Source organism: Pseudonocardia sp. CA-107938 (assembly GCF_050936315.1).
In the GTDB taxonomy this organism is placed as follows: domain Bacteria; phylum Actinomycetota; class Actinomycetes; order Mycobacteriales; family Pseudonocardiaceae; genus Pseudonocardia.
The window spans coordinates 487,720-500,455 of sequence record NZ_JBNJNA010000001.1; the positions used below are offsets into that span (position 1 = coordinate 487,720).

The following is a 12,736-nucleotide window of genomic DNA, read 5'->3' on the forward strand; positions in this document are numbered from 1 at the left end:
TGAGGTCGAAGGGCCTCAGCCCGGGTAGGACGGGACCGCGCCGGCCGCGCCGGACAATTGCTGCCGCCACGCGTCCTGCAGACCCCGCTCGAACGTCCACACACCGGTCTGGTCGGTGACGAGCAGGGGGCGTTCCGAGCTGACGGCGAGGGCGGTGAGCGGCTGGGTGAGGTTGGTGGACGGCACGTCCGACAGGGCCAGGCCGTCGACGCCGACCTGGGCGATCAACCGGTCCGGGTTGCGGGTGATCGCGACGATGGAGTCGGTGGTGCGCCAGTCCGCCGACACGACGGAGCCCAGCGACTGGCCGCGCAGCTGCCGCACCTCGGTGATCGCGACGGTGCCGTCGAGGCCGCGGGCGACGGCGCCGACGTACAGGCCGCCGTCGACGACGGCGAGCACCCGCACCCCGTCCCGTGAGAGCCGCAGGGTGGTGACGGGGCCCAGGCCGGTCAGGTCCTCGGCGTCCACTTCGGCGGCCTTCGGGGAGCCGTCCTGCTGCAGCCGCACGCGCAGCAGGTGCCGCCCGTCCGCGACGGTCCAGACCTCGTCGGAGCCCGGTGTCCAGGTGGGGCGGGTGAGGCTGCCACCGGTGACCTCCACCGGGTTGACGACGCCGTCGGCGAGCTGGCCGAGCTCCAGCCGCACCGCACCACCTACGCGGGCGACGACGGCCAGCCGCTGCCCGTCCAGGCCGATCGCGGCGGACTCGACGGCCATCCCACCGTTGCCGGCGGGCCCGGGGATCGGCGCCGCCGGCACCGGCCCGGAGAGGGTGCCGATCCGCCCGCCGGTGGTGATCAGCGCGGGCGAGCCGGGCGCGGCCGCGATGTCGCCGACGAGGTCGGTGACGTCCTCGCGGCTCCATTCCGCCCGGTCGGCGACCAGCGGTTCGCCGTCGATCAGGATCCGCACGCGCAGCACGTTCAGCTCGGATAGCGACAGCACGATCTGGGCCGCGATGAGCCGGCGGGCGGCGTCGTCGGGCGGGGCGATCCGGGTCAGGTCGACGACGACGGCGCTGTCGGCGCCGGCCGCGACGTTGGCGCGCAGCTCGGCGCCGGACAGCAGGGTGGCCGCGGCCCCGCGCAGCGACGAGGACGGCCCGCCGATCAGCATGTCGACGACGCGGGCCGGTTGCGTGCGCGACGGCACGGCCGGCAGGTACCGCAGGTCGGAGACGGCGAGGCGGCGCGCCGGGTCCACGAACCAGACGGGTACGGCCTTGTAGTTGCCGCGGAAGTCGTCGAGCCCGACGACCACACCGGCGGGCAGCCGGGCGATCCGCCACTGGCCGTCGCGCTGCACCATCTGGAGGTCGACCGAGTACTGTCCGACGTCGGACTCGAACGCCCCGGTCTGCGGGACGAGCCGGCCGACCCGGGTGCCGCGGATGCGGACGGTCGCGGTGCCCGCCGGCTGGTCCTCGACGGTGACGGGCACGGTGTCGATCTGCCCCTCCAGCACGGTCAGGGCCTCGCCGTCGTTCCAGTCCTGCGCGGCCTCAGGCGTGAGGAAGCGGCGGGCCGCACCGTGCCGGTCCGAGCTGGACGACGCGGCGGTGACGAAGCCGCGGGCGATGTCGAGCACGTTCGCGCCGGCCACCGGTGCGGGCGGCGGAGCCACCTCGTCGCCGGCGCCGACCTGGCGCACCACCTGCACCGGAAGGTTGGCGGGCACGCCGGCGCACGCGGACGCACCGGCGAGCAGCACCGCGCCCACCGCAGCCGTGACCAGGCGCCTCACGTCCGCTCCACCCCCGACTCCACCTCGTCCGGTTCCACGACGACCGGCCACCCCAGCGGCGGGGTGGGCACCGACGTGCGCGGCCCGGCCGGTTGGTCGCCGCGGTCCGGGGCCAGCGGCAGCGGGCTGGAGACGAGCATCGAGCCGGGATCGCGCGGCAGCGTCAACCGGAACGCCGCACCCTCCCCCGGCTCACCCCACGCCTGCAGCCACCCGCCGTGCAGCCGCGCGTCCTCGACGGCGATGGACAGGCCGAGCCCGCTGCCGCCGCTGCGCCGCGCCCGCGACTCCTCGGCCCGCCAGAACCGGTTGAACACGAGGTTCGCCTCGCCCGGCCGCAGCCCGACGCCGTGGTCGCGCACCAGCACCGCGACGGCGTGGTCGTCGGCGCGCAGCGTGATCTCGACGGGCCGGCCCTCACCGTGGTCGATCGCGTTGGCGACGAGGTTGCGCACGATCCGCTCGACGCGTCGCGGGTCGACCTCGGCGTAGATGCCGGCGGGCAGGTCCAGTTCGAGCGGGGTCTCGGCCTCCTCGGCGATGCCGCGGACCAGCTCGACCGCGCGCTCCACGACGCCGCGCATGTCGACCCGTTCGGCGCCCAGCTCGGCCACGCCGGCGTCGAGGCGGCTGATCTCCAGGAGGTCGGCGAGCAGCGCCTCGAACCGGTCCAGCTCCGCCACCAGCAGCTCCGAGCTGCGCCGCAGCGCCGGCAGCAGCTCCGCGCGGGACGCGTAGAGCACGTCGGCGGCCATCCGCACCGTGGTCAGCGGCGTGCGCAGCTCGTGGCTGACGTCGGAGGTGAACCGGCGCTGCAGCGCGCCGAACTCCTCCAGCTGCCGGAACTGCGTCTGGATGCTGCCCGCCATCTCGTTGTACGACTCGCCGAGCCGGGCCACCTCGTCCTCGCCGATGACGGGCATGCGCTCGTCGAGGTGGCCTTCGGCGAAGCGCTCGGCGATCTCCGCCGCCTGCCGGATCGGCCGCACCACCTGCCGCGTGACGATGCTCGCGATGCCGGCGAGGAGCAGCAGCAGGATCAGGCCGCTCACGATGAGCGTGCTCTGCACCAGCCCCAGCGTGCGCTGCTCGTCCACCAGCGGGAACAGCAGGTAGAACTCGAGCTCGCCGTTGGCGGTGCGCACCGGCTGCCCGATCACCAGCGTCGGGACGGGGGTGCCCGCGTCGTCGATGGTGACGTACTTGCGCGACAGCGTGCCGCGGGCGACGTACGCGCGCAGGTCGGCCGGCACGTCCTCGATCGGCCCCGCCGACACCCCGGGCCCGGTCACCCGCGGTCCGGTCGTCAGGGCCGCACGGAACTCGCCTGCGCCCGGCGACGCCGGCTCGTCCGACGTGCTCACCGTGGTGAGCCGGTCCAGCGCCTTGTTCAGGTCGCCTGCGGCGCCCTCACGGTCCGGGTCGACCCCGGCGAGCTCGCGCTCCAGCAGGCTGCGCGCCGAGTCCGCGCGGTTGAGCGTGTCGGCTTCCTTCGCGGCCAGCGTCTGGGACGCGATCTGCGTCTGCAGCGTCAACCCCAGCACCACGACGACCGCCGTCGACAGCGCCAGCGTCGAGATCACCACGCGGACCTGCAGCGACCGGCGCCAGACCGCGTTGAACGCGTCGGAGACCTCGTTGCCCAGCCGCCGCACCTGGTCGAACGCTCGGACGAGCCGGCCGCGCAGGCTCACGGTCGGGCGCAGCTCACGGTGCTGATCACGGGGGGCCGGCCTTGTACCCGACCCCGCGGACCGTCAGCACCACCTCGGGGTGCTCCGGGTCGCGCTCGACCTTCGACCGCAGCCGCTGCACGTGCACGTTGACCAGGCGGGTGTCGGCGGCGTGCCGGTAGCCCCACACCTGCTCCAGCAGCACCTCGCGGGTGAAGACCTGGCGCGGCTTGCGGGCCAGCGCCACCAGCAGGTCGAACTCCAGCGGGGTCAGCGCGATCGGCACGCCGGCCCGCTCCACCTGGTGGGCGGGCACGTCGATCGACACGTCGCCGATGGCGAGCTGCTCGGCCGGCTCGGCCTCGGTGCGCCGCACCCGGGCGCGGATCCGCGCCACGAGCTCCTTCGGCTTGAACGGCTTCACGACGTAGTCGTCGGCGCCGGACTCCAGGCCCAGCACGATGTCGACCGTGTCGCTCTTCGCGGTGAGCATCACGATCGGCACCCCGGACTCGGAGCGGATCGCGCGGCACACGTCGATGCCGTTCATGCCGGGCAGCATCAGGTCCAGCAGCACCACGTCGGGACGCAGCTCGCGCACCGCGGGCAGCGCACGGGTGCCGTCGCCGACCACCGCGGTGTCGAAACCCTCTCCCCGCAGCACGATGGTGAGCATCTCGGCCAACGCCGGGTCGTCGTCAACCACCAGAACGCGCGACTTCATCCCGTCAGCATCCCATCACGGCGCGACACGCCTGCTCAGGGCTCCCCGATGCGGTTCGCGAGCGCCTCGATGTCGAGGTTCGCGGCACCGTCGACGACCGTCCACGGCGACCGCCAACCGGCCGCGGCGAGGCCGCGGTAGACCTGTCCGGCGCGCGCCTGCAGCCCGTCGTCGGCCTCGTACGTGTCGCGGGCGCGGCCAGGATCGGCTGCGGCACGGGCCTCCGCGCGGGCCCCCGCGACGGACCCCGGCACGGCCAGCAGCAGCTGGTGGTCGGGCCGCGGCACGCCGAGCTCGTCCTCCAGCTCGCCCACCCACGCCGCGAACTCGCCGTCGGCGTCCTCGTGCAGGCGGGCGGCCCCGTACGCGGCGCTGGAGGCGGTGAAGCGGTCCACGAGCACCACGTCGTGCTCGGTCAGCGCCTTCTCCAGCTCAGGGGCGGCGGCGCGCCGGTCCAGCGCGTAGAGCAGCGTCATCGCCGGCACCGATCGCTGCACCGCGGTCAGCCGCCCGTACAGCCCTTCGCGGACGAGGTGGGCGTGCTCGTCGACGTCGTAGCGGGGGAACGCGAACCGGGCGACCCGGCGGCCGCGGCCGGCCAGCTCGGCGGTCAGCCCGTCGGTCAGCGTGCGCTTCCCGGCGCCGTCGATGCCCTCGACGACGATGAGTCGGCCCATGCGCGGAGGTTACGACACCCGCTGATCAGCTCCGCCGGTGCCGCGGCGCGTCCTCGTCCGGCGGCGGAGTGGCCGGCGGTGACGCGTCCGGTTCGGGGCGCGGCGTGTGCGCGGGCGGAGGCAACGGCGGCACCACCGGCTGCAGGTCGGTCACCGGCTCGACCGGTTCCACGGCCTGGGGTGGGGTCAGCGGTCCCAGCGGCGGCATGACGAGCGCAGGCGCCAGCACGGGTGCCGGCGCTGGCGCCGGCGGCGGGCCCGGCGGCGGGCCGGGCGGAGGGCCGTGAGGTGGCCGCGGCGGCGGGCCGGACCACCGCTGGGCCGGGCCCGGCCCGACGGGCGGGCGCAGCCGAGGATCCGGCGGCCGCCCCACCGGCGGCCGGGCAGCCGGCTGCGGGCCGGCAGGTGCCCGCACGACCGGCATGGGCACGGTCGCGGGCTCCGCCGCAGGTTCCGGCCGGGGCGGCACGGCGCGCTGCATCTCCGTCGCCGGTTCGACCGGCGCCGCGTCCGCCGGTGCCTGTTCGGCCGCCGCGACGGGCTGCGCGGCGGGCGGCTCGGCAGCCGGTTCCTCCTCCGGCTCGACGTCCTCGTCGGCCGCCTCCTCGTCCTCCGGCTCCTCCTCGGGCACCGGCGCGACGACGGTCTCCGGCTCGGCCTTCCCGGCGCTCTTCCTGGCGGGCTTCTTCGCGGGCTTCTTCGCCGGCTTCGGCTCGGGTGGCGCCTCCACGACGGCAGGTTCGTCGTCCTCGCCGTCCTCGTCCTCGTCGGCGTCGCCGGGTGCGACCACCGCCTCGCGCAGCACCGCGAAGGCGAGCCAGCCGATCACCACCGCCCAGAACCCCGCCCCGGCGAGCTTGGCCGCGCTGACCGCGATCTGCCCGTGCTGCCCCGTCGAGAAGGTCAGCCCGATCGCGGCGATCCAGCACAGCAGGGCGAGCCCGACGAGCACGAGACCGTTGTCCAGCCCGCGCCGGAACACGACGGCGAACGCCACCACCGCGATGCCGTAGACGACGGGGAGCACCAGGTCGGGCAGGCGGACGGCCTCGGCGAGGAACTCGTGGAGCAGGAACAGGTCGTCGGCGCCGATGACGGCGCTGATCAGACCCGCGGTGAGGAACATCCCGGCGCCCGGGCGCCGGGTCGCCCGCAGCACCGCGGCCGCGAGCAGCGCGGCGGTGGCAGCCACCGGCCACAGCAGCACCACGAGGTTGGAGAACCACCCCGCGTACACCGGGCCCTTGTAGACGGACGTCGGATCACGGCTGAGCGCGTCGAAGCGGACGTCGAACGCCCCGGCGAGGCCGATCGTGGCGACGACCGCCACCGCCGTCAGCACGAGGACGGCGCCGACGCCGATCAGGAGCGAGCGCACGTCGCGGAACGGTTTGGCGGTCACAGGCATCGACCCCATGGTGCCCGTGCGCCCCGCTCATCGGCACGGCGACTCGGCACACCGACGGGTGATCCACCGCTCCCGGCGACCATCACTCCCCGTCGCGGTAGCGGTGCCCGTTGCGGCGGTGCCCGTTGACGGGCCGCTGGGCGTGCCCGTTCATCGGCGGCGGCGTGTGCTCGATGCCGTTGCGGGGCGGGGGCCCGTCGGGCCGGCGGCGCCTACGGACAGCGACGGTCTCCGAGTCGATCGCCTCGGGACGGCGGGCGCGGTGGACGGCGGTCGCGTCGTCCACGCGGGCCTGCGGCTGGCGGGCGGGGCGCCGGTGCGCGGGCAGCGGGGTGTCGTCGCGCGCCCGCCGCGGCGGCACCACGGCGATCGGGCCGGTGGCCACGTCGTCGGCCGGGGAGCTCGGCATGGCGACCGGCGCGCCCGCGGCCAACCGCGGACGGGTGCGGCGCGGCGGCACGTCGGAGCGCTCGTCGTCGAGGACGGGACGGCGCAGGTCAGCGGTGCGCCGGTGCTCGCCGGAGTCGCCGCCGTCCGCCGGGACGGGCTTGGCGGCGCGGGCGCGCATCAGCGGCAGGAGCACCTGCGCGACCACGCGGATCGTCGCGTAGGTCCAGACGGCCGTGCCGACCATCTTCGCGCCGTCCTCCATGAGCAACGGCATGTCGACGCCCACGGAGTCGAGCGCGTCGGAGATCGCGGAGACGCCCCAGAACCCCATGGCCGCGACGAACGCGAGGATCGTCCAGCGCAACCGGTGCCGGTACACCCACAGCACCGCGAGGATCGCCACCGTGTAGAGGACGGGCGGGATCTTCTGCGAGATCCCGAACTGCGCGCGGATCGTCTCGTGCAGCAGGAAGCCGTCGTCGATCGCCATCACCGCGGTGATCAGGCCCAGGTACAGCAGCATCGCGGCGTCGGAGCGGTGGCCGCCGAGGCGGCGCAGCAGGCCGCTGGCGAGGAGCGCGCAGCTGGCGGGCACCTGCCACAGCGTGATCGTGAGGTTGGCGTAGGACCCGGAGTAGTTGGGCGCGCCGACGACCGTCACCGGTTCGCGGCTCAGGTCGCGGAACTCGATGCCGAGGAGATCGGCGTAGAACGAGGCCAGCGCGGTCACGATCACGGCGGCGACGGCCGCGATCACGATGCCGATCAGGATCGGTCTCAGATCGCCACCCGACGACCGAAGGGTCGGCTTCCGTTTCACAACCGTTCACACTAAGTGCGGGGGCCGGGGGAGTGTCGAGAACTCCACGATCCGGTGACGGCGAGTGGTGGCCGTCGTGCGGCCGCTGCACATGTCAGCGGGCGACCACCGGTGTTCGCACACCGGCAGCCGCCCGCCGCAAGTTCGCTCTGCGTGACCAGCGCCACGGATCAGTAGCGGTAGTGCTCCGGCTTGAACGGGCCCTCGACGTCCACGCCGATGTACTCGGCCTGGTCCTTGGTGAGCTTGGTCAGCTCGCCGCCCAGCGCCAGCACGTGGATCTTCGCGACCTTCTCGTCGAGGATCTTCGGCAGGCGGTAGACGTCGTTGTTGTACTCCTCGTGCTTGGTGAACAGCTCGATCTGGGCGATCACCTGGTTGGAGAAGCTGTTGCTCATCACGAACGACGGGTGGCCGGTGGCGTTGCCCAGGTTCATGAGGCGGCCCTCGGACAGCACGATGATCGAGTGCCCGTCCGGGAACACCCACTCGTCGACCTGCGGCTTGATGTTGATGCGGATGATGCCCGGGATGCGGCCCAGGCCGGCCATGTCGATCTCGTTGTCGAAGTGGCCGACGTTGCCCAGGATCGCCTGGTGCTTCATGCGCTTCATCAGGTCGGTGGTGATGATGTCCTTGTTGCCGGTCGTCGTGATGACGATGTCGGCCTGCTCGATCACCTTGTCCAGCGTGGCGACCTGGTAGCCCTCCAGCAGGGCCTGCAGCGCGCAGATCGGGTCGACCTCGCTGACGATGACGCGGGCGCCCTGCCCGGCCAGCGCCTCCGCGGAGCCCTTGCCGACGTCGCCGAAGCCGCACACCACGGCCACCTTGCCGCCGATCAGCACGTCGGTGGCCCGGTTGAGGCCGTCGATCAGCGAGTGTCGGATGCCGTACTTGTTGTCGAACTTCGACTTGGTGACCGAGTCGTTGACGTTGATCGCGGGGAACAGCAGCAGGCCCTGCTCGGCGAGCTGGTAGAGCCGGTGCACGCCGGTGGTGGTCTCCTCGGTGACGCCGCGGATGTCGGACGCGACCGTCGTCCACCGCTTGCCGTCCTCGGCCAGCGAGCGGCGCAGCGTGTCGAGGATGATCCGGTACTCGTCGGCGACGGTGATGTCGTCGTCGTCCACGGTCGGCACGACGCCCGTCTTCTCGAACTCGACGCCCTTGTGCACGAGCAGGGTGGCGTCGCCGCCGTCGTCGAGGATCATGTTCGGGCCCACGACGTTGCCGGCCTCGTCACGGAACTTGAACAGCTGCTCCGTGCACCACCAGTAGTCCTCCAGCGTCTCGCCCTTCCAGGCGAAGACGGGCACGCCCTGCGGCTCCTCCGCGGTGCCGTGCGGGCCGACGACCGTGGCGGCCGCCGCGTGGTCCTGCGTGGAGAAGATGTTGCACGACACCCAGCGCACGTCGGCGCCGAGGCTGACGAGCGTCTCGATGAGCACCGCGGTCTGCACGGTCATGTGCAGCGAGCCGGCGATCCGCGCGCCGTGCAGCGGACGGGCCTCCGCGTACTCGCGGCGCAGCTCCATCAGGCCGGGCATCTCGTTCTCCGCGAGGCGGATCTCCTTGCGGCCGAACTCGGCGAGCCCGAGGTCGGCGATGGCGAAATCGATCCCGTTGCGCGTCTGCAGCTTGTCCGCGACGGCTGTCTCAACGGTCATGGGGTGGGAACTCCCTGGTCGACGTGTCTGTGAGCGACTACGACGCCGACGAGGAGCACGCAAGGGCCTCCTCGACAGCGGAGGCGCCCTTGTACGTGAAGCGAACAGGCCGAGCGTGGCGGACCCTGCCGGACCCGTCGCAGCGCCCCTCGACCCGTTCCCAGGATAGCCCCGGCGCGACCGCTCGGTCACGCCCGGGTGACGGCGAGAACGCCGCACGCGTGGCGCGGGTCACAGCCGCAGCTGCAACGCCGGCCGCTCGCCACCGCATCGCACGGGCATGAGGATCTCGACCCAGTTCACCCGGATCGCCTGCGGCGCCGCGGCCGCCGGCGTCCTCCTGCTCGGCGGCGCGGGCACCGCGCTCGCCCAGGAGCAGACCCCGGCGCCCGGCCCGCCCGGCACGGCCATCCCGCAGGCCGCCCCGGGCGGCGCGCCCGGCACGCAGCTGCCCGCCCGGCCCGCGGCGCCCGCACCGCGGCCGTCGGGCGCACCCGGCACGGCGCTGCCCGGTGCGCCGGCACCGCAGGTGACCGCCGTGCCGGAGGGGGCGCCGGAGACCGGCGGCGGCCCGGCTGATCCGGTGCCCGTCGCCGCGCTGGTCGGGGCCGGCGCGCTCGTCGTCGCGGTCGCGGCGGGCGCCGTGACGGTCGCGGTCCGGCGTCGCCCGTGACGCTCCGGTCGGTGCTGCTCGCCCTGCTCCTCTGCGGGGTGTCGGCGGCGTGCGCGCCGGCCGCAGAGCCGGTGGTGCTGACCGGCACCGCGGTGGCGGCGCCGACCGGCCACGAGCCCGTCCACCTCGACGTCGACGCCATCGGCGTGCACGCCGACGTGATCCGGCTCGGGCTCGCCCCCGACCGCACCGTCGAGGTGCCGCCGCTCGGCTCGCCCGACGTCGGCTGGTACTCCTACTCTCCCCCGCCGGGCGACCTCGGGCCGGCCGTGCTGCTCGGCCACGTGGACGCGGCGGCCACCGGGCCATCCGTGTTCCACGACCTCTCGCGGTTGCGCCCCGGCGACGGCATCGCCGTGCGCCGGGCCGACGGATCGACGGTCCGGTTCCGCGTCGACGACGTCGCGCAGTACCCGAAGGCCCGGTTCCCCACCGCGGCCGTCTACGGGAACATCGACCACGCCGGCCTGCGGCTGATCACCTGCGGAGGCGCCTTCGACCGCGGCCGGCGCAGCTACCTCGACAACGTGGTCGTCTACGCTTCCGCCGTGCCCGAGGGGGCCGGGTGACACCCGAGGACGAGGCGGCGTTCGAGGCGTTCGTGCTGGCCACGGGCCCGGAGCTGGTGCGGTTCGCGCGGCGGCTCACCCTCGACCACCACCGCGGCGAGGACCTCGTCCAGGAGGTGCTCGCCCGGTTCGGCACGTCGTGGACGTCGGTGTCGCGGGCGCACGACCTGCGCGCCTACGCCTACCAGGCCGTCGTCAACGAGTTCCTGTCGTGGCGCCGCAGGCGGTGGTGGGGCGAGCGGCCCGCCGCCGACGTCGGCGACCGTTCCGCGGTCCCGGGCCCCGACGACGACGTGCTGGCGGACACCGCGTTCCGCGACGCGCTCGCCGGCCTCCCGCCGGCGCAGCGCGCCGTGCTCGTCCTGCGCTACCACCTCGACCTGCCCGACGCGGCCATCGCCGCCACCATGGGCTGCCGCGAGTCCACCGTCCGCTCGCACGCGCGGCGAGCGCTCGCCGCGCTGCGCCCCGACCCACGCCTGACCACCGGGAGGAGGGCCCGATGACCGACCACGACGATCCGCACGCCGAGCTGCGGGCCGCCTTCGCCGACCCGGCGCTCGACACCGCGGTATCGCGGGAGGCGCTGCTCGCCGGCGTCCAGGCGCGGCGGCGCGCCATCCAGCGTCGGCGCCGCACCGTGACCGTCGCCGCGGCGGTGGCCGCCGTCGTCCTCGTGCTGGGCGGTACCGGGCTGCTCGTGCGCGGGGTCGGGCCGGCCACTCCGGTGCTCCCGGCCGGCCCGGGTGGCGCCCCAGCGCCGGTGACGTCGTCCGCCGTGCCGTCTCCGGCGCCGTCCACCGGGCCGGACGCGCCTGCGCCGTCACTGCCCCCGTTGACCACCCGGCCGCAGCCGCCCGGCCCCGCGACGAGGGAACCCGTGGTGGCCCCGCGCGCCCCGGCAGGCTCACCCCAGCAGGTGGTCCCGCAGCAGTGACGCGGCGGCGTCCGCCCGGCCGTTGGCGGCGAGCAGCCCGGCCGGGGCGACGGCGAAGTCGGCGTCGACGGCGACCGGGGCGTCCCCGAACGCGGGCGCGAGCTCGGAGTCGGCGCGCAGGGTGCGCTCGACGGCGGTCAGCCCGGCCGCGGCGCGCTGCCGGAACACCCCGCCCGTGAGCACGACGAGCCCGACGTCGCGGGCCGCGTCGGGGTGGGCGCGCACGTGCCGGCGGACGGCGACGACGGCGGCCAGCGCCGCGATGCGCCGGTCCTCCGCGGCGCTGCCCGCGTCGCGCGGCACGTACCCGGTCTCGCTGGTCATGCGCGTGACGGTGCCGGTGAGCAGGTCGGCCTCGACGGGGTCGACGAGCCCTTCGGCCTGCGCGCCGAGCAGCACCCCGGCCGCGGCGGCGCGCACCCCGAGATCACCTTCGACGGTGTGCACCGCGGGGCCGGCTCCGGGCTGCGCGGAGTGCACGTCGGTGGTGGCGCACCCGACGTCGACGAGCAGCACCCGGGTCCGGCGGATGCGGGCCAGCTCCGCGGCCGCGTGCGCGACCACGTCGGACGTAGCGGCGCGCACGATCCGGCGGAAGCGCGGCGCCGTGGCCGGGCCCCGACCGCCGAGGCTGTGCCGCCGGTAGAGCTGCGCCAGCGCGGCCCGCGCCGGCTCCGGCACGATCTCCCCCAGCCGCGGGCTGACGTTGTCGCAGGCCACGACGGTGCGCCCGGTGCCGCGCAGCACGGCCACGGCGTCGGTGCGGGCGGCGACGTTGCCGGCCAGCACGATCGGGTAGCGGATGCGCGAGGCCGCGAGCCGTCCCGCGTTGTGCAGCAGGACGCTCGGGTCGTCGCCGTCGGCACCGCCCATGAGCAGCACCACGCCCGGGCGGGCGGCGCGCAGTGCCCGCACGTCGGCCGGTTCGAGCGGCCCGGCGTGCACGTGGACGACGTGCGCGCCCGCCGACAGCGCGACCCGGTGCCCGGCCTCGGTGGTGGCCAGGGTCTCCGTGCCGACCGCGGCCAGCCGCAGCCCGCCCCCGGCGGACGAGCAGGCCAGCAGCTCGGGCCCGGGCGCGCCGGCCCCGTCGGCGGCCGAGACCGCGCGCACGGCGGCGTCCATGCCGGCCAGCACGTCGCCGGCGGTGGTGGGGTGCTCGGCGAACCCGGCCAGCCCACCGTCGTGCTGGACGAGGGCCGCCTTCGTCCACGTGGAGCCCACGTCCAGGCAGACCGCTGCGATCCGTGCACGGGGTGCCACGCAGCGAGCGTAGGCACTGGCGCCGCGTGAGGGAACGTCGGCGACGCACCTCGGCGGCCCGGACGCCGCCTGGCGGCGTTGCCGATCCGCTCGAGTACGCCAGGTACGAGTCACGGACCGGCGCCTTGCCAGCCGACGCCCGGATCCACCGATCTGCGCACCGACGTTCCCTCACGCGACACCAGC

12 protein-coding genes and 1 riboswitch are annotated in these 12,736 nt (G+C 75.0%); of the genes, 4 read left to right on the forward strand and 8 right to left on the reverse strand.

Annotation, left to right across the window (positions count from 1 at the left end; all coding sequences use genetic code 11):
- Positions 1–15: 15 nt before the first annotated feature.
- From ACQEVB_RS02400 to ahcY, 7 genes are all read right to left on the reverse strand, one after another.
- Positions 16–1,746 carry an LpqB family beta-propeller domain-containing protein gene (locus tag ACQEVB_RS02400; RefSeq protein WP_432964238.1) on the reverse strand — a complete coding sequence of 577 codons (1,731 nt, stop codon included), beginning with the start codon at positions 1,744–1,746 and terminating at the stop codon, positions 16–18.
- Positions 1,743–3,440 carry an MtrAB system histidine kinase MtrB gene (gene mtrB, locus ACQEVB_RS02405; protein ID WP_432964241.1) on the reverse strand — a complete coding sequence of 566 codons (1,698 nt, stop codon included), beginning with the start codon at positions 3,438–3,440 and terminating at the stop codon, positions 1,743–1,745. Before mtrB ends, ACQEVB_RS02400 begins: the two co-directional genes overlap by 4 nt.
- Before the next feature lie 25 nt (positions 3,441–3,465).
- Positions 3,466–4,143, reverse strand: coding sequence for an MtrAB system response regulator MtrA (gene mtrA / locus ACQEVB_RS02410; RefSeq protein ID WP_432964244.1), 678 nt, complete (start codon positions 4,141–4,143; stop codon positions 3,466–3,468).
- Between the two features lie 35 nt (positions 4,144–4,178).
- A complete protein-coding gene (locus ACQEVB_RS02415) occupies positions 4,179–4,820 on the reverse strand; it encodes a dTMP kinase (protein WP_432964247.1) in 642 nt (213 codons plus the stop codon).
- Positions 4,821–4,845: 25 nt separating this feature from the next.
- Positions 4,846–6,228, reverse strand: coding sequence for a hypothetical protein (locus ACQEVB_RS02420; RefSeq protein WP_432964250.1), 1,383 nt, complete (start codon positions 6,226–6,228; stop codon positions 4,846–4,848).
- 82 nt (positions 6,229–6,310) lie between these two features.
- Positions 6,311–7,375, reverse strand: a complete 1,065-nt coding sequence (locus tag ACQEVB_RS02425) for a hypothetical protein (protein WP_432964253.1) — start codon at positions 7,373–7,375, stop codon at positions 6,311–6,313.
- 233 nt (positions 7,376–7,608) lie between these two features.
- Positions 7,609–9,108 (reverse strand): adenosylhomocysteinase, encoded by a 1,500-nt coding sequence (gene ahcY, locus ACQEVB_RS02430; RefSeq protein ID WP_432964256.1) that lies wholly within the window; start codon positions 9,106–9,108, stop codon positions 7,609–7,611.
- Positions 9,109–9,182: 74 nt separating this feature from the next.
- Positions 9,183–9,265, reverse strand: a riboswitch (S-adenosyl-L-homocysteine riboswitch).
- A 123-nt stretch (positions 9,266–9,388) separates the two neighbouring features.
- Between ahcY and ACQEVB_RS02435 the strand changes: the two genes are divergently transcribed.
- The 4 genes from ACQEVB_RS02435 to ACQEVB_RS02450 are packed head-to-tail and all read left to right on the forward strand — an operon-like array spanning position 9,389 to position 11,287.
- Positions 9,389–9,781: a hypothetical protein gene (locus ACQEVB_RS02435; RefSeq protein WP_432964259.1), complete on the forward strand. Its 393-nt coding sequence runs from the start codon at positions 9,389–9,391 to the stop codon at positions 9,779–9,781.
- Positions 9,778–10,350, forward strand: coding sequence for a class F sortase (locus ACQEVB_RS02440; RefSeq protein ID WP_432964262.1), 573 nt, complete (start codon positions 9,778–9,780; stop codon positions 10,348–10,350). Before ACQEVB_RS02435 ends, ACQEVB_RS02440 begins: the two co-directional genes overlap by 4 nt.
- A complete protein-coding gene (locus ACQEVB_RS02445) occupies positions 10,347–10,856 on the forward strand; it encodes an RNA polymerase sigma factor (protein ID WP_432964265.1) in 510 nt (169 codons plus the stop codon). Before ACQEVB_RS02440 ends, ACQEVB_RS02445 begins: the two co-directional genes overlap by 4 nt.
- Positions 10,853–11,287, forward strand: coding sequence for a hypothetical protein (locus ACQEVB_RS02450; protein ID WP_432964268.1), 435 nt, complete (start codon positions 10,853–10,855; stop codon positions 11,285–11,287). The genes ACQEVB_RS02445 and ACQEVB_RS02450 overlap by 4 nt, the downstream gene beginning before the upstream one ends.
- Here the strand turns inward: ACQEVB_RS02450 and ACQEVB_RS02455 are convergent.
- Positions 11,258–12,550: a glutamate mutase L gene (locus ACQEVB_RS02455; protein ID WP_432964271.1), complete on the reverse strand. Its 1,293-nt coding sequence runs from the start codon at positions 12,548–12,550 to the stop codon at positions 11,258–11,260. The genes ACQEVB_RS02450 and ACQEVB_RS02455 overlap by 30 nt on opposite strands.
- Between the last annotated feature and the right edge of the window lie 186 nt (positions 12,551–12,736).

Excerpts from the sequence above, each read along its gene's own strand:
- ACQEVB_RS02415 (WP_432964247.1), bottom strand. The coding sequence starts at position 4,820 with ATGGGCCGACTCATCGTCGTCGAGGGCATCGACGGCGCCGGGAAGCGC.
- ahcY (WP_432964256.1), bottom strand. The coding sequence starts at position 9,108 with ATGACCGTTGAGACAGCCGTCGCGGACAAGCTGCAGACGCGCAACGGG.
- ACQEVB_RS02435 (WP_432964259.1), top strand. The coding sequence starts at position 9,389 with ATGAGGATCTCGACCCAGTTCACCCGGATCGCCTGCGGCGCCGCGGCC.
- ACQEVB_RS02450 (WP_432964268.1), top strand. The coding sequence starts at position 10,853 with ATGACCGACCACGACGATCCGCACGCCGAGCTGCGGGCCGCCTTCGCC.
- ACQEVB_RS02420 (WP_432964250.1), bottom strand. The coding sequence starts at position 6,228 with ATGCCTGTGACCGCCAAACCGTTCCGCGACGTGCGCTCGCTCCTGATC.
- mtrA (WP_432964244.1), bottom strand. The coding sequence starts at position 4,143 with ATGAAGTCGCGCGTTCTGGTGGTTGACGACGACCCGGCGTTGGCCGAG.